The organism is Lutibacter maritimus (assembly GCF_900116115.1).
Classification (GTDB): Bacteria; Bacteroidota; Bacteroidia; order Flavobacteriales; family Flavobacteriaceae; genus Lutibacter; species Lutibacter maritimus.
The window spans coordinates 244,923-262,204 of the sequence record NZ_FOZP01000005.1 but is presented as its reverse complement, the minus strand read 5'-3'; the positions used below and the strand labels follow the sequence as shown (position 1 = coordinate 262,204).

The 17,282-nt window shown below is 29.6% G+C and carries 16 protein-coding genes and 1 tRNA gene; 6 read left to right on the top strand and 11 right to left on the bottom strand.

What is annotated here, in order from left to right:
* Positions 1–34: 34 nt before the first annotated feature.
* Together BM335_RS09980 and BM335_RS09975 are read left to right on the top strand one after the other, a co-directional pair.
* Positions 35–1,438 (top strand): M28 family peptidase, encoded by a 1,404-nt coding sequence (locus tag BM335_RS09980; RefSeq protein WP_090226410.1) that lies wholly within the window; start codon positions 35–37, stop codon positions 1,436–1,438.
* Between the two features lie 5 nt (positions 1,439–1,443).
* Positions 1,444–3,063 (top strand): amidohydrolase, encoded by a 1,620-nt coding sequence (locus tag BM335_RS09975; protein WP_090226405.1) that lies wholly within the window; start codon positions 1,444–1,446, stop codon positions 3,061–3,063.
* A gap of 2 nt (positions 3,064–3,065) precedes the next feature.
* Here BM335_RS09975 and BM335_RS09970 read toward each other — a convergent pair whose 3' ends face one another.
* Positions 3,066–5,300, bottom strand: a complete 2,235-nt coding sequence (locus BM335_RS09970) for an FUSC family protein (RefSeq protein WP_090226401.1) — start codon at positions 5,298–5,300, stop codon at positions 3,066–3,068.
* 95 nt (positions 5,301–5,395) lie between these two features.
* On the opposite strand from BM335_RS09970, the gene BM335_RS09965 reads away from it, so the two are divergent.
* Positions 5,396–6,052: a uracil-DNA glycosylase family protein gene (locus BM335_RS09965; protein WP_090226397.1), complete on the top strand. Its 657-nt coding sequence runs from the start codon at positions 5,396–5,398 to the stop codon at positions 6,050–6,052.
* Here BM335_RS09965 and BM335_RS09960 read toward each other — a convergent pair whose 3' ends face one another.
* Genes BM335_RS09960 through BM335_RS09925 form a run of 8 tightly spaced genes read right to left on the bottom strand, consistent with a single transcriptional unit; the run spans position 6,053 to position 12,662 of the window.
* Positions 6,053–6,286: a CDGSH iron-sulfur domain-containing protein gene (locus tag BM335_RS09960; RefSeq protein ID WP_090226389.1), complete on the bottom strand. Its 234-nt coding sequence runs from the start codon at positions 6,284–6,286 to the stop codon at positions 6,053–6,055. It lies immediately after the preceding gene.
* 28 nt (positions 6,287–6,314) lie between these two features.
* On the bottom strand, positions 6,315–7,082 hold the full coding sequence (gene trpA, locus BM335_RS09955; protein WP_090226385.1) for a tryptophan synthase subunit alpha: 768 nt from the start codon (positions 7,080–7,082) through the stop codon (positions 6,315–6,317).
* Between the two features lie 4 nt (positions 7,083–7,086).
* Positions 7,087–8,268, bottom strand: coding sequence for a tryptophan synthase subunit beta (gene trpB, locus BM335_RS09950; RefSeq protein ID WP_090226381.1), 1,182 nt, complete (start codon positions 8,266–8,268; stop codon positions 7,087–7,089).
* Positions 8,265–8,906 (bottom strand): phosphoribosylanthranilate isomerase, encoded by a 642-nt coding sequence (locus BM335_RS09945; RefSeq protein ID WP_090226378.1) that lies wholly within the window; start codon positions 8,904–8,906, stop codon positions 8,265–8,267. The genes trpB and BM335_RS09945 overlap by 4 nt, the downstream gene beginning before the upstream one ends.
* Before the next feature lie 2 nt (positions 8,907–8,908).
* Entirely contained in the window at positions 8,909–9,694 is a 786-nt protein-coding gene (gene trpC, locus BM335_RS09940) for an indole-3-glycerol phosphate synthase TrpC (protein ID WP_090226374.1), read from the bottom strand.
* Positions 9,695–9,697: 3 nt separating this feature from the next.
* Positions 9,698–10,684 (bottom strand): anthranilate phosphoribosyltransferase, encoded by a 987-nt coding sequence (trpD, locus tag BM335_RS09935; protein ID WP_090226370.1) that lies wholly within the window; start codon positions 10,682–10,684, stop codon positions 9,698–9,700.
* A 7-nt stretch (positions 10,685–10,691) separates the two neighbouring features.
* A complete protein-coding gene (locus BM335_RS09930; protein WP_090226365.1) occupies positions 10,692–11,267 on the bottom strand; it encodes an anthranilate synthase component II in 576 nt (191 codons plus the stop codon).
* Between the two features lie 3 nt (positions 11,268–11,270).
* The gene (locus BM335_RS09925) at positions 11,271–12,662 is read right to left on the bottom strand and encodes an anthranilate synthase component I family protein (RefSeq protein ID WP_090226362.1); all 1,392 of its coding nucleotides are present in this window, start codon (positions 12,660–12,662) and stop codon (positions 11,271–11,273) included.
* Between the two features lie 229 nt (positions 12,663–12,891).
* Here BM335_RS09925 and BM335_RS09920 point away from each other — a divergent pair, with 229 nt between their 5' ends.
* Positions 12,892–13,743: a GIN domain-containing protein gene (locus BM335_RS09920; protein ID WP_090226359.1), complete on the top strand. Its 852-nt coding sequence runs from the start codon at positions 12,892–12,894 to the stop codon at positions 13,741–13,743.
* Positions 13,744–13,751: 8 nt separating this feature from the next.
* Here BM335_RS09920 and BM335_RS09915 read toward each other — a convergent pair whose 3' ends face one another.
* Together BM335_RS09915 and trxB are read right to left on the bottom strand one after the other, a co-directional pair.
* Positions 13,752–15,335, bottom strand: coding sequence for an aspartate:alanine exchanger family transporter (locus BM335_RS09915; protein ID WP_090226356.1), 1,584 nt, complete (start codon positions 15,333–15,335; stop codon positions 13,752–13,754).
* A 145-nt stretch (positions 15,336–15,480) separates the two neighbouring features.
* A complete protein-coding gene (gene trxB / locus BM335_RS09910; RefSeq protein WP_090226353.1) occupies positions 15,481–16,428 on the bottom strand; it encodes a thioredoxin-disulfide reductase in 948 nt (315 codons plus the stop codon).
* 164 nt (positions 16,429–16,592) lie between these two features.
* Here trxB and BM335_RS09905 point away from each other — a divergent pair, with 164 nt between their 5' ends.
* Positions 16,593–16,931 (top strand): thioredoxin family protein, encoded by a 339-nt coding sequence (locus BM335_RS09905; RefSeq protein WP_090226350.1) that lies wholly within the window; start codon positions 16,593–16,595, stop codon positions 16,929–16,931.
* 59 nt (positions 16,932–16,990) lie between these two features.
* Positions 16,991–17,065 (top strand) — tRNA-Pro (locus BM335_RS09900).
* The last annotated feature ends 217 nt before the right edge of the window (positions 17,066–17,282 follow it).

The window sequence follows — 17,282 nt, the reverse complement described above, 5'->3', positions numbered from 1 at the left end:
GTAGTTTTATCATTCAAAATAAACTACACAAAAAATGAAGCCTGTTTTCACCCTAATTGTTCTATTAATTGCATTAATTTCTTGCAACAATAACAACACTTCTAAAAGCATTGAAAATAAAGTTAACAAACAAGATTCAATTGTTGTTAAAAATTTTTTCAACACAGCATTAACTAATGGGCAATCGTACCAATGGTTAGATTATTTATCAAATGAAATTGGAGGAAGATTATCTGGATCACCTGAATCCGCAGCAGCAATTTTATGGGGAGAACAATTAATGAAAGATTTGAATTTTGATAAAGTTTGGCTGCAAGATGTAATGGTACCACATTGGTCTAGAGGTGAAAAAGAAGAAGCTAGCTTTACTTTTAATAACACAAAATATGATGTTGCAATTTGTGCATTAGGTGGATCAATAGCAACACCTACGGAAGGTATTACTGGTGAAGTTATTGAAGTTCAAAGCTTAGAAGAAGTAGAAAGTTTAGCTGAAAAATTAAGAGGTAAAATTGTATTTTTTAATAGACCTTTTGATGATACACATATTCAAACTTTTAAAGCTTACGGCGGTTGTGTAGACCAAAGGTATGCCGGAGCTATGACCTGCGGTAAATTTGGAGCAATTGCTGCAATTGTTCGCTCAATGACTAATAGTATAGACGATTATCCACATACCGGAGCAATGAGTTATGGAGATATTGCTGAAAATGAAAAAGTACCAACAGCAGCAATTAGTACAAAAGCAGCAAATTTATTAAGTGAAAAATTAAAAGAAAATCCTACCTTAAAATTTTATTTCAAACAAAGTTGTTCAACCTTGCCAGATGAACCGTCATACAATGTTATTGGAGAATTAACTGGAAGTGAATTTCCTGATGAAATTATTACCGTTGGTGGCCATTTAGATTCTTGGGATTTAGGAGATGGTTCACACGATGATGGAGCAGGAATTGTACAATCTATGGAAGTATTACGCTTATTTATGTTGAACGGAATAAAACCAAAACACACAATTAGATGTGTATTATTTATAAATGAAGAAAATGGATTAAGAGGCGGAAAAAAATATGCAGACGAAGCAAAAGCAAAAAAAGAAAACCATATTGCTGCTTTAGAATCAGATTCTGGTGGATTTACACCTAGAGGTTTTACATTTGATACTAGCAATGAAAATGCCAATTTATTTTTAAGTTGGAAACCATTATTAGCACCTTATAGTTTAAATGAAATAGAAAAAGGTCACGGAGGCGCAGATATTGGCCCATTAAAATCTGAAACGATATCACTTTTTGGTTACAGGCCAGACTCACAACGTTATTTTGATTATCACCATGCAGCAACAGATACTTTTGATAAAGTTAACAAACGAGAACTAGAGCTTGGCGCTGCATCAATGGCATCTTTAGTTTATTTATTAGACACCTACTTAAATTAAATAAAATGAAACATTTAATATCTTCTTTATTTCTTACTCTAATATTAATTTCTTGTACAAAAAAAATTCAAGTAGACACAATCATAATTGGTGCGAACGTTTATACCGTAAATGATGAATTTACTAAAGTTGAAGCCTTTGCAATAAAAGATGGTAAAATTATTGATGTTGGTACTTCAGTAGAAATGCAATTAAAGTATGCAGCAACCTACGTTAATGATGTAAAAGGAAAAACCATTGTACCTGGATTTATTGATGCACATTGTCATTTCTACGGATTAGGTTTACAACAACAAAAAGTAGATTTAGAAGGAACCAAAAGTTTTGAAGAAGTAATTGAACGCATTGTTGATTTTCAAAAAGATAAAAATGTTGCTTATATAACAGGTAGAGGTTGGGATCAGAATGATTGGGAAGTAAAAGAATTTCCTTCAAAAGAAAAATTAGATGAATTATTTCCAGACACACCAATTGCAGTAACTAGAATTGATGGTCATGCGTTATTAGCAAATCAAGCTGCGATAGACTTAGCAGGAATAACAATAAAAACCCCATTTTCTGGTGGAGAAATCATTAAAAAAGATGGGGAACTTACAGGTATTTTTATTGATGCTCCAATGGAATTAATTGAAGCTAAAATACCTGAACCTTCAAAAGCAGAAAAAATTAGAGCATTAAAAGATGCTGAAAATATTTGTATTGATTTAGGCTTAACTACAGTTGATGATGCTGGTTTATCTAAAGAAACTATAGAATTAATTGACAGTTTACAACAAGCAGGAGAATTAAAAATAAGAATATACGCCATGGTTTCTGTGAGTGATAAAAACATAGAGTATTTCACAAAAAAAGGAATTATTAAAACAGATTTACTAAATGTACGCTCATTTAAGGTTTATGCTGACGGTGCTTTGGGTTCTCGTGGTGCCGCAATGAAAAAGTCATATAGTGATCAACATAATCATTTTGGCGCATTAGTAACTCCATTGGCAGATTTAAGAAGTTATGCCAGTAAAATTGCAGCATCAGATTATCAAATGAATACTCACGCTATTGGCGATTCTGCAAATTATGTGATGCTACAAACCTACAAGAAAGTTTTAAAAGGCAAAAAAGACAGACGATGGAGAATTGAACACGCACAAATTGTAGATGTAGCTGATTTTCATTACTTTCATAATATCATTCCTTCAATACAACCTACACATGCAACAAGTGATATGTATTGGGCTAAAGACAGAATAGGATCAGAAAGAATGAAAGGTGCTTATGCTTATAAAGTATTATTAGATAAATATGGAAAAGTGGCGCTTGGCACAGATTTCCCTGTTGAAAAAGTGAGTCCTTTATTAACATTTTATGCAGCTGTGGCTAGAAAAGATTTAAATAATTTCCCTGAAAAAGGGTTTCAAAAAGAAAATGCGTTAACCAGAGAAGAAACACTGAAAGGAATGACTATTTGGGCTGCTTATGCTAACTTTGAAGAAAATGAAAAAGGAAGTATTGAAAAAGGTAAATTTGCTGATTTTATAGTACTTGATAATGATATCATGCAAATTGAAGAATCAAAAATTCCAACAATTAAAGTTGAAGAAACTTATATTAATGGTGTAAAAGTTAAATAACCTTACAAACTATTTTTTTTATATTTTTTAACCGACTCAATAAGGTTCTCAGAAAGTTTATACAACCATTTCAATTGCTCAGAAACTAAAAGTGTTTCTTTTAACTGACTTCCTGTTTTTATGGAATGCTCTTCACCTTGTGCAATTTCATAATCTCTTTTATTAGAAAGTTCATTAAAGGCTTTTTCATAAGAAATTTTGGCATCTTCAATAGATATTTCTGTGGATTTATGCAATATTTCAGTATCTTCTAATATGCCAATTGCAATTTTTATATTACCACATATTTTATCTACATAAACATCAAATTCTTTAGGAACAATGGACGTTTTATTATTTCTAAAATAAGCACCAAGCGCCGCCAATGATGATAAAAACGTATTATTAAATACTGTAATTTCATAAATGGTAGAAAGTTCTATTTGCTTAGATTTTGGATCTTGACTTAATCGCTGAAAAGCAGCATTCATTTCTGCAACATCTAAAAAAGCTTTTTTTCTTTTTACTTTATATGTTGTAGAAACTTCACCTTTTACATGATAAAAAGTGGCAATTTCATTCAAAAATAATTGATTGGATTTTATTGCACTTATAAAATATTCATGAATATTTTGAAACTGCCACGAAGGCCATAAAAAATACGTTGCTGAAAAAGCCAATGTTGCACCAATTAATGTGTCAATTATTCTAAATTGAACAACCGACAAAATATTTGGTTCAAATAAAGCATACGTAAATACAACATTTAATGTAATAAACACAGCTGCATTTCTATAATTTAACTGTATAAACGAAAATGCTAAAGGCAAAGATATTGTTGCAATTATTCCATAAACTAACGGATTTTGCGTAAATAATATTACAATTGTGGCAATTGTTGCACCAATTAATGTACCTATAACTCTATGGATAGATCGGGCTTTTGTTAACCCAAAACTTGGTCGCATTATTACCGCAATTGTTAATAAAATCCAATACGGATTTTGCATTGAAAACAGTTTACCAATAACAAAACCAATAATTGTAATTATGGCTAAACGTAAGGAATGTTTAAAAATAGGAGAACTAAAAGTGAAATTCTCTGTCAATTTTTTAAAGTCGTAATCTTGCGGAGTTAAAAAACGCGTAGCTTCTTTATGGCTTAAAATTTTATCATTAGTAGCGTAATTATTTAAAATTCGCTCTAAAGAAATCACATTTTGCACTTGTTTTTCCTGATAGTTTTTTAAATTCAATAACATTAATGTACCAACTCTTGCTTTTGGCATAGTTATTAAAATTCTGTACAAATCGATATTACGTTCTATATTTTTTATGATTTTTGGAATTACAACGTTGTCTTTTAATGTTTCTTCATTTCTTATAACTCTAGAAATATGATCTAAATGACTAGCTATTTCGTACATTAATTTTTGAAAATCAGCAATTATTTCTGTATGCTTATCAAATACCAAATCAAATTTTTCATAATCAACAGGATTGGCGACAGCTAATTCTAAAATATCTACCAATTGTGTAAAAAGTAACTGTTGCCTTCTTACTTTGTTAGACAACATACTTTTACTTTGTGCAGTTAAAATGATGTCTCTTAATGTTTCATGATGTTCATTAATTTCAAATTGCAGGTTAAATAATTTCTGAAATAACTCATTTCTGTCAGTTTCACAAACTAATAAATCGGCTCTAACTCTCAAATAATTTGCAGTTTTTTCAATAGTTTTAATAAAAAATTGATCGGTTTGAATTTTTGGAAACAATTTTAACTTTAAAAATGTTAACAACAAATACCATAAACCTCCTAAAGCAATTAAACTTGCGTGTTGCAACAAACTTTCTTTTGAATAATCTCTTGTAAAACTTAATATAATTGCCATAAGGCCAACAAATGAAATCAGCGATGCTCTAAATCCAAAAACTGCAATATACGATACTGAAAATACTGAAATACCTAAAATTGGCAACAATAGCCAAAATACAGTTGCAATTGAACCAAATAAAAATGTTAAAATAAAAGATAATAAAGAAGCAATTAAAATTCCAAAAAATACGTGTTTTGTACTTCCAGGAACATCCGTTGGTGCACAAAACAAAACACCTAAAGCAATGCTTAAACCAACATGAATATCATTTAAAATATATTTACTAATAAAAACAGGAATTAAAATGGCAATTGCCATTACAATACCTTTTAAAAAATCTAAACTTTTAAAAAATCGATTTACTTTTTCTATCATCATATTTTATAAAGTAGCAAATTTACGCAGTATTTTTTTTGAAACAACTATTAAAATTTTTATTAGTAGTTTTATCCAATCTATCTATAAAAGTAATTATGATTTTTCATAAACATCCTTACAAACCATTTATTCCAAAAAACGCTACAAAATTAATTGTAGGCACTTTACCTCCTCCCAGATTTTCATTAGGAAATTTAAAACCAGGCGATGTTGATTTTTGCTATGGAAGTATTGATGGACAATTATGGAAAATTTTAAATGAAATATTTTCTTTGAATTTACATTTTGAAACTACCCAATTTGCCATTGAACAACGAAAGAATTTTTTAATACAATATAAAATTGGTATTTGTGACATTGTTGAATCTTGTGAAAGAAAAAAATTAGATGCATCAGATTTAGGAATGGAAAATATTGAATTGAGAGATTTACTTTTTTATGTAAATCAATACAAAACAATCAAAACTTTATTATTAACTGGAGGAAACAGTAAAAATGGTCCAGAATATCATTTAAGAAAACTATTAAAAGAGCATAACATTCCATTAAAACCAATTTCATTAGATACGCCAAAAATTCATCATTTTAAAATTGATACTAACAGAATTATTGAAGTAGTTTCTTTAACTGCTCCAACTGGAACTGCAAACAGAGCCGTTGGAAGTAATCCCGAATATAAACTATTAAAAAAACAAAACCCTAACTTCAACACATTTGACTTTAGGGTTTTACAGTATAAAAAATTCTTTTAACTATTTATGTGAACCATCGCAAAAAGGTCCATTTTTAGTAGCTTTACACGTACATAAATGTTTTGTTTCAGACTTTTCGGCTATAAAAACTTGAGGAGCCATTCCTTTTCCCTTGTGTTGTCCATCGCAAAAAGGCTGACTTTCAGATAAACCACAAGTACACCAAGCATACTTTTTTCCTTCTTCTAATATTACTGCCAAAGGATTATCTCCAGCTCTTTTAGGTAATTCCATTTTTAATTTTTTTAGATATATTTTAAAGTTATGAATCTAAAATAGAACTCACAAACTTATCAATGTTATTTGTACCATTTTCAGACAAGTGTTTTACAAATGCCGAACCAATTATAGCTCCTTTTGCATATTTTGTAGCTTGTTGAAATGTTTCAGCGTTTGAAATTCCAAAACCAATAATTTGCGGCGCTTTTAAATTCATTACTGAAATACGTTCAAAATATTCATTTTGAACAGCACCAAAACTATTTTTTGAACCTGTAACACTTGCAGAACTTACCATATAAATAAATCCGTTTGATATTTCATCAATAAATTTTATACGTTCCTCTGAAGTTTGAGGTGTAATTAAAAACACATTTATTAAACCATATTTTTCAAAAATGGTTTTATAATTATCATTGTATTCTTTTACTGGCAAATCGGGAATAATTAATCCATCAATGCCAATTTCAGCACATTTTTTACAGAATTTTTCAATTCCATATTGCATCATTGGGTTAAAATATCCCATAATTATTAACGGAATAGATACTGTATTTCTAATATCTTTTAATTGATGAAACAAAACAGATGTTGTCATTCCGTTATTTAAAGCCGTAGTTGAACTTGCCTGAATTGTTGGTCCATCAGCTAAAGGGTCACTAAAAGGCAATCCAATTTCTATCATATCAATGCCACTTTTTTCTAATTTTTCTAAAATAGAAACTGTGTCAGTTAATTTTGGATAACCTGCTGTAAAATAAACAGATAACAGCTTTTTATTTTCTTGTAATTTTAAATTTATTCTGTTCATTTTTTTACAACTTAAAATATTTAATATATGTATCTAAATCTTTGTCACCTCTACCTGATAAGTTTAGAATTACAATATCATTTTCCTTAAACTTTTTTGATTTAAAAACAGCCAATGCGTGTGAACTTTCAATGGCTGGAATAATTCCTTCTAACTTACACAATTCTAACCCAGCTTCCATTGCTTCATCGTCTGTAATAGCAATAAATTCAGCGCGTTTAGATTTGCATAAATGTGCGTGTAAAGGTCCAACTCCAGGATAATCCAATCCGGCAGAAATTGAATAAGGCTCTGTAATTTGTCCGTCTTTAGTTTGCATCAACAACGTTTTACTTCCATGAATAATTCCTTCATTTCCTAATACACTAGTTGCGGCACTCTCACCAGAATTTACGCCCAAACCTGCTGCTTCAACAGCAATTAATTTTACATTTTCTTCATCTAAAAAATGATAAAATGCTCCTGCAGCATTACTTCCTCCACCTACACAAGCAATTACATAATCTGGATTTTCTGAACCTTCCTTTTCTTTTAATTGTTTTCTAATTTCTTCTGAAATTACTGATTGAAAACGCGCCACCATATCTGGATATGGATGCGGGCCAACAACGGAACCAATAATATAATGCGTATCAACAGGATTGTTTATCCAATCTCTAATTGCCTCATTAGTAGCGTCTTTTAACGTTCTACTACCTGATAATGCAGGAACAACAGTTGCTCCTAACATTTTCATACGAGCAACATTTGGCGCCTGACGCGCAATATCAATTTCGCCCATATAGACAATACATTCTAAACCCATTAAAGCACAAACTGTAGCCGTTGCAACACCATGTTGCCCTGCTCCTGTTTCCGCAATAATTCTGTTTTTACCTAAACGCTTTGCCATTAAAATTTGTCCAATAGTATTATTCACTTTATGGGCACCTGTATGACAAAGATCTTCTCGTTTTAAATAAATTTTGGTGTTATACTTTTCTGATAATCTTTTCGCAAAATACAATGGTGTTGGTCTTCCAACATATTCTTTTAGCAAGTTTTGAAACTCTTTTTGAAAAGAAGGTTCTTGCATAATTTCTACATATTTAAGACGCAATTCTTCAACATTTGGATATAGCATTTCAGGGATGTAAGCTCCACCAAAATCACCATAATATCCATTTTCATCTACAAAATAATTCATAATAAATTTTGTTTAAATTCTTTAATATCATCTATGTTTTTTAGTCCTGGTTCTAATTCAAAACCACTATTTATATCAACTCCAGCAAAAGCTTTGTGTTTTATTTTAACAATTTCAGCGCTATCAATTTTAGAAATTCCTCCACTCAATAAAAAAGGCGTTTTTCCATTATAATTTTTAAGTATTTCCCAATTAAATTTTACTCCATTTCCACCATAATCTTTTCCTTTGGTATCAAAAATAAAATAATCGCAACTTTGTTCAAATTGTACAGTTTTTGAAAAATCGAAACTTTCATCAACAGAAAAAGCTTTGATAACGCCCAACTGAAATGATTCCATAAAACCATTATTAACTTGTTGACTTTTTGCTAATTGCAAACAAAACTCAGGTGATTCATCACCGTGTAATTGCACATAATCTAAATTATATGCACTTACCGTTTTTAAAATATTTTCGGTAGTTTCATTCACAAAAACACCTACTTTTTTTATGTACAGCGGAATCTCTACTTGAGGAAAATCATTCACAAATCGCTTAGATTTATCATAAAAAATAAAACCAATAAAATCTGGTTCCAAAGCTATCAAACTTTGAAGATTTTCTGATTCTCGCATTCCACAAACTTTAATTTTCATTTTTATCTAATTTGAGAAATAAATTCTTGACAAGCATATCCAGGATCTTCAGTTTTCATAAAATTTTCACCAATTAAAAACCCTTGAAATCCATATTCTTTTAAACCTGTAATAATTCTTGGATCGGAAATACCACTTTCAGAAACTTTTATACAGCTACTTGGAATTTGACTCGCTAATTCTATTGAATGTTCTAAATCAACTTCAAAAGTTTTTAAATTACGATTGTTGATTCCAATAATTTTATGGTCTAAATCAATTTTATCTAATTCTTCTTTACTATGTACTTCATACAACACATCTAAGCCTAAATCTTCAGCTAATTTTCCATAATTTTTCAATTCTTCTTTGGTTAAACAAGCTGCAATTAACAAAATTACATCCGCGCCAATTGCCTTAGCTTCAACAATTTGAAAACCATCAACAATAAAATCTTTTCTTAAAATTGGAGTTATATCATTTACTGCACGAGCTTGAATCACATCTAAAATAGTGCCGCCAAAAAAATGTGTGTCAGTTAAAATTGATTGTGCTGCAACATTGGCATCTAAGTAACCTTGTGTAACATCAACAACTGAAACTTTATCATTAATTATACCTTTGGAAGGAGATTGACGTTTGAATTCGGCAATAATTCCTGTGGACCCATTTACAGTTAGTGATTTTTTTAATGATATTGGTGTTCTATTAAAGCCTGGGCTTTTTACCAATTTTTCAACCAAAACTTCTCTTTTCAGTTGCGTAATTTCTTTCTTTTTATGTGCTATAATTTTATCTAAAACGTTCATTTTTTAACTTACTAATTTAGTTAAACTTTCTTTTGCTTTTAATCCAAATAATGATGCTTTTGCTTCTTCAAATGAGGTTTCAAAAGATTTGTTAGCATCAAACGTTTTTAAGGCAAATGCTGCATTTGCTAAAACTACATTGTTTTGAGCATCAGTACCTTTTCCTTCAATAATTGAGATGAATATTTTTGCAGATTCTTCTACAGAATTTCCACCAAAAATTTCTGACTGTTTTAATCTTTTTAAACCTAAATCTTCTGGTGTAATTTGTTCTTCGTTGTTTTTAGTAAATAATTTGAAACCACTTGTTAAAGAAATTTCATCATAGCCATCAAAGCTATGTACAATTCCATAGTTTTGTTTTGTTTCTTGTAATAAATAATTATAAATTCTGGCAACTTCTAAATTAAATACGCCAACTAATTGATTTTGTGGATGACTTGGGTTTACAATTGGACCTAACATATTAAAAAATGTTCTGATACCTAAATCTTTTCTAACAGGACCAACTGCTTTCATTGCAGGATGAAATAAAGGAGCGTGTAAAAAACAAATATTTGCTTTTTCTATTTGTGATTTTAAAACATCTTGATTGTTGGTGAATTTATAACCTAAATATTCTAACATATTTGAAGAACCGCTTACCGATGAAGCACTATAGTTTCCGTGTTTTGCAACTTTATAACCTGCACCAGCAACAACAAAAGATGTTAATGTTGATATGTTAAACGTATCCTTCCCATCACCACCTGTTCCACATAAATCAATGGTATTAAAATCTGATAAATCAACTTTTACAGCCAATTCTAACAATGCCTCTCTAAAACCTGCAAGTTCATTTACTGAAATTGGTCGCATCATAAAAACTGTTAAAAAAGATGCTAAATGCGCGGTATTATATGTATTATTTGCAATATCAATTAAAACAGTTTTTGCTTCTTTTTTTGATAATTGTTTTTGTTCAAATAATTTATTTAAAATAATTTTCATAGTTGTTCTATTTATTTGCTTCTATAAAATTACGCACCATTTGCTCGCCTAATGGAGTTAAAATAGATTCAGGATGAAATTGTACTGCACTAATATTGTGAACTTTATGTTGAAGCGACATTATATCGCCAAACTCATCAACCGATGTAATTTCTAATTCTTTTGGAAAATCATGTGTAGCTGCAATCCAAGAATGATAACGCCCAGCTTCAAATTCTGTTGGAATATTTTTAAAAATTACCGCATCAAAATTTGTAACAGTCATTTTTGTTGCCACACCATGAAAAACGGAATCTAAATTTTGTAAACTTCCACCAAATACTTCTGTAATTGCTTGTAAACCTAAACACACTCCAAAAATTGGTTTTTTACCTGCATAAGTTCTAATTGTTTCTTTTAAAATTCCAGCTTCATCTGGTATTCCTGGACCTGGAGATAAAATAATTAAATCGTATTCATTTATTGCTTCTAATGAAATTTCATCATTTCTAAAAACTGCTGGACATGCTCCTGTTATATCTTCAACCATATGAACAAGATTGTAAGTAAATGAATCGTAATTATCTAATATTAATATTTTCATGATTTAAATTTTTTCAGCTAATGTTAATGCATTTTTTAATGCCGCAAGTTTATTATTTACTTCTTGCAATTCTCCTTCTTCAGTTGAATTGATTACAATTCCTGCACCAGCTTGGTAAAATAATGTGTTATTTTTACTTACAAAAGAACGAATGGCAATGGCTAAATTTACCGTGTTATTTAGCCCAATAAAACCGACTGCACCGCCATAAAAACCTCTTGTTTGATTTTCATATGTATCTATTAATTCCATTGCTTTATACTTTGGAGCTCCACTTAAAGTTCCCGCAGGAAAAGTATCACCAACAATTTCAATAGCTTTGCCTTTTGGTTTTCCTTGAACTGTTGATACTAAATGAATTACGTGACTAAAATATTGTACTTCTTTAAAAACCTCAACGGTTACATTACTGGCGTGTTTACTTAAATCGTTTCTTGCCAAATCTACTAACATTACGTGTTCTGCATTTTCCTTTTTATCTTTTGATAATTTTTCTCCTAAAGCAATATCAGAAGTTATATCACCTGTTCTTCTAAAAGTTCCTGCAATTGGGTTTATTATAGCTTTATCTTCAGTAATTTTTATTTGTGCTTCTGGTGAAGATCCCATGAGTTTAAAACTTCCATAATCGAAATAAAATAAATATGGTGATGGATTGATGGAGCGTAAAGCTCTGTAAACATTAAATTCATCACCTGTATATTTTTGCTGAAATTGACGCGATAGAACTAATTGAAAAACATCGCCACGTTTACAATGTTTTTTTGCGTTTGCAACATTATTTTTAAATTCGTTATCGGTACAATTTGAAGATTCTTTTCCTAAAGATTCAAATTTATATAAACCATAGGTTTGTACATTTATTAAGGTTTCAATTTCTTGAATTCTAGACTTCGCTCCTTTTTCAATATTTTCAATTAAAATTAATTCATTATTAAAATGATTAATTGCAATTACAAACCTAAAAAAACTGAATTGTAAGTCAGGTATTTCAGATGAAGCTTTTGCAGATTTTAATTTAATTGTTTCAAAATACTGAACAGAATTGTAGGAAATATAGCCATAAAAACCATTAAATGATTTAACCGATTCATCACAATTTACTTCAATAGTTTTGCTGTAACTTTCAAAAATATTATAAAAATTTTTATTGATTTCTTTTACGTCAACTACATTATTTTTATAACTATATGAAAATTTATTGTCATCAGCTTTTAAAGTTACAATTGGCTCTATACAAATAAACGTATAACTTTCTTCTTTGCTGTGATAATCTGAACTTTCTAACAGCAAACTATTGGCGTATTTATCTCTAATTTTAGAATACATACCAACAGGAGTTACGGTATCAGCCAATTGGTGTTTTGTAATGGTTTCAAATTTTAATTGTTTCATTTTTTTGTTGAAATAAAAAAGGACTTATCGCGAGATAAGTCCTTTTATTTATATTATTAAAATACTAATATAGTAGTTGCTTCTCGCTTATTGTTTAAGAGAGTTCCACCACCAGTTTTTATTTGTATTATTGTTCATCATTTGATTTAGCAAATTTAACATAGATTTTGAAATGAGCAAATTAATCATAAAAAAATATTACCTTTAATAGCAATAAAGATTAAAAACAATGAAAAAAATAAGCAACCACCTACTAATTTTACTATCGTTTTTTATATCAATTTCCGCTTTTTCGCAAGAAAAAATAAAAGGGAATAAAGATGTTACTTTTGAGAATAGAAATATTTCCAACTTTGAAAAAATTGAAATTATTGATGATCTCAATGTTCATTTAACTTTTGGAGAATCTCAATCTGTTGCAGTTGAAACCGATTCTAACTTACAAGAAATTGTTACAACTGAAGTGAAAAATGGCATTTTAACAATTAAAACCGATACTAAAATTGGTCGTAAAAAAGAATTAATTGTTCATATTAAACTAAATACTAACTTTAAAGAAATTTCAGCCTATAACAATGTAAATGTAACATCTAAAAGTTTATTGCTTATTGATACTTTAACTATTAACGCTTTTGATAATGCTGATTTTGATTTAAATTTAAGTGCTAAAGAAGTACAATTAAACTGTAAAAAAACCAGCAATTTAAAAATGGAGATTCTTTGTAATGAAATTACCATTACTTCAGAAGAATCTAGCAACTTAAAAGGTGCAATTCAAACAAATTACCTAAATGTTCACTTACTTGATAAAGCAAACATTAATATTACTGGAAGCGCTAAAGATATTGAAACAGAATCACTTGGTAGCAGTACTTTTAAAGGCAGTGATTTTAAAGTAAACAACGCTATTGTTAAAGGCACTAATAACTCTAAAACACACATAAATGCTTTACAAAACATTGATGTGTATGCTCGAAATTCATCTGAAGTATATATTTATTCAAATCCTAAAATACAGTTAATAGAATTTTTTGACCGAGCTACACTTTATAAAAGAGATGCTGATAAAAAACTATTTTAAAAAAGATTTTAAAGTAAACTTAAAATTTGTACAACAACAATAAGCAACACCATTGCTATTGGATATACTGTTGCGTATGCAATAGCCGGAGCATCTGCATCAACCATATTATCAACAGCAGCTAAACCTGGAGTACTTGTCATACTTCCTGTTAAAGTTCCTAATAATGTTAATATATTCAATTTCCAAAAATACCTTGCAAAAAAAGTTGTTATAATCATTGGTATAAGGGTAATTAACACACCATAGAAAAACAATTCTAATCCATATTGTTGAAATGTTTCAACCAAGCTTGTACCTGCACTAGTACCAACAGCTGCCAAAAAGAATAATAATCCAAATTGTCTTAACAATTGATTTGCTGCGCCAGTCATTGTCCATAAAATTGGACCTGTTTTACCTGTTCTACCTAAAACCAAGGCAACCATTAAAATACCACCAGTAAGTCCTAAACTAAACGAAAAACTATCGAAATTAAGACTTATTTTACCTACTAAAATTCCTAAAATAATACCAGTTGCAATTGGTAAAAAATCAGTACTTGATAATTTGCTAGTATCATCACCAAAAATTCTACTCACATCTTTCATATTATCTTTATGGCAAACCACTATTAATTTATCACCAAATTGCAATTTAGAAGATGGACTTGGAGAAATGTTAATACCCGAACGACGAATTCTTGTAATTGTAGCATGGTAAGTATCTAAAATATTTAATTGACCCAATGTTTTTTTAACAACTTCTTTATTAGTTACTAAAATAGATCTAACATCATAATTAATATCTAAAGGAATTTCTGTTTCAACTTCTGCACCTATTAAAAGCTTAACTCTTTCTAATGCTTCTAAAGTACCAACAGCTTTTACAATATCACCTTTATGTAAAATTATTTCAGGTTCTGGTGCCATCGCAACATTATCATGCATTATTCTTGAAATAACTGCTTTTGTCATAAAACGAATATTTAATTCGCCAAAGGTTTTTCCAATTACATTTTCATTTTCAACTACAAAATGCTTTCTTCTAATTTCAGGGAAATCTGTTGTAATTTGATCTTTGTATTTTTTTTCTTCATCTTTAATATTCAATCTTAAAATTTTAGGCAAAAAACTTACAAAAAGAATCACACCAATTACTCCAAATGGATATCCAATACCATAACCAATTGATGCCAATGGAGAACCTGTAGAATCAATTGCTGCAGCTAAACCTGGCGTACTTGTTAAGGCGCCGTTTAACAGACCAATTACCAAGCTTTTATCTATATCAAAAAAGTAGAATATTAAAAACGTAATAAAACCAGCACTTATAATTAAAATTGATGCTAAAATAGCCAACTCTCTACCATTTTTTTTAAAAGATTCAAAAAAACTTGGTCCTGCTTGTATACCAATGGTGAAAATAAAAAGTACCAATCCTAAATTTTGAAAATCTTTAGGAACAACCATTCCAAAATGACCAAAAACTAATGCAACAAAAATAACCGCCGAGACATCTAATGATATTCCTTTTATTTTTATTCTTCCAATAATAAAACCTATTACTATTATTAAAAATAATACAAAATAACTATTTGAAAATAAATCCATTTTAAAAAAATTTAGTAGTACAAAATTAACGACTTCGCGTATTCAAAGTTGTGAATATTTTAAGAATTTACGAAAACGATTGCTCTAAAATAGACAAAAAAAAGACCTAAGTAAACTTAGGCCTTTAATAATTGCATATTTTATTTTAATCTAATGCACCTAAATAACGTTCTGCATCTAACGCTGCCATACAGCCAGTTCCTGCAGCAGTAACAGCTTGTCGGTACTCTTTATCTTGTACATCTCCAGCTGCAAACACACCTGGTAAGTTAGTTTTAGTAGATTTACCTTTAGTAATTAAATAACCTGTTTCATCCATATCTAATACACCTTTAAATATATCAGTATTTGGCTTATGCCCAATTGCAATAAACACTCCAGTTATATCAATTACTTCTTTTACTCCTGTAATATTATTAAATACTCTCACACCTTCAACAACATTTTCACCTAAAACCTCTTCAATTTCGGTATTAAATTTTACTTCTAAATTTTTTGTTTTTGCAACTCTGTGCTGCATTGCTTTTGAAGCACGCATATAATCTTTTCGAACCAAGAGTGTTACTTTTTTACAAATATTTGCTAAGTACGTCGCTTCTTCAGCTGCTGTATCACCTGCACCTACTACCACTACATCTTGACCTCTATAAAAGAAACCATCACAAGTTGCACAAGCAGAAACACCTCCACCAATTAAACGTTGTTCGCTTTCAATACCTAAATATTTTGCTGTTGCACCAGTACAAATAATTACTGAATTTGCTTCAATAATTTTTGATTCATCAACAGTTACTTTATGAATTCCACCTACTTCTTTACTAAAATCGACATTAGTTATTAAACCAAAACGAACATCTGTTCCAAAACGCTCCGCTTGATTTTTTAAATCCTCCATCATTGCAGTACCGTCTGTACCTTTTGGGTAACCTGGAAAATTATCAACTTCAGTAGTTGTTGTTAGCTGACCTCCCATTTGCATTCCAGTATACATAACCGGTTTTAAATCTGCTCTAGCTGCATAAATTGCAGCAGTATATCCAGCAGGTCCAGAACCAATTATTAAGCATTTTATTCTTTCAATTGTATTAGACATGATTAATTTTTTATTTAAATAATGAACAAATTTAGGTCAATTAATTGTTAATTAACATCATTGTTTATAATTTTTAATAATGTGAGAATAAACTTTTGCAATAATGACATATTGTTACATAAAAATTATTTTTTAAACTTAAATTTGAACCTAAATTTAAAAAAATGTTTAACAAAAATATAATTACAAGCTTAGAAGATACAGCAGATATTTTAACTAAAGAACCTGCTGTTTTATTTTATTTTTCTACAATTTCATGCAGTGTTGGAGAAGCTTTTGAACCAAAAGTAAAAAACTTATTATTGAATAGATTTCCTAAAATAAAATTTTTTAATATTGATTTAAATATGACTCCTAAAGTTGCTGCTCACTATTCTGCTTTTGTTGAACCAACCATTTTAGTGTTTTTTGATGGAAAAGAAACCATTAGAAAAAGTAGATCTATAGGTATTTACGAATTAGAAGAAGCAATTAAAAGACCATATAAACTTATTTTTGAATAATTGCTTGTATTCTATATTATAAGTTTTATATTTGCAGCCTTAAATGATGATAATCTTTTCGGGGTGTAGCGTAGCCCGGTTATCGCGCCGCGTTTGGGACGCGGAGGTCGCAGGTTCGAATCCTGCCACCCCGACTTTTTAACAAATCAAATAGTAACAAAAACTTGATAATTGTATGATTATCAAGTTTTTCATTTTAGGGAAATCATTTACTTGAATATAAAGTTTCAATGCCACTCACCTCTTTTCAACTTCTTATAAAGATTAACTAAACCTTTACTACTTAATAGAATTAAATTCTTTTAAGATTCCTATTGAAAATCTACCTATTTTAGATATAAAATGAATAAA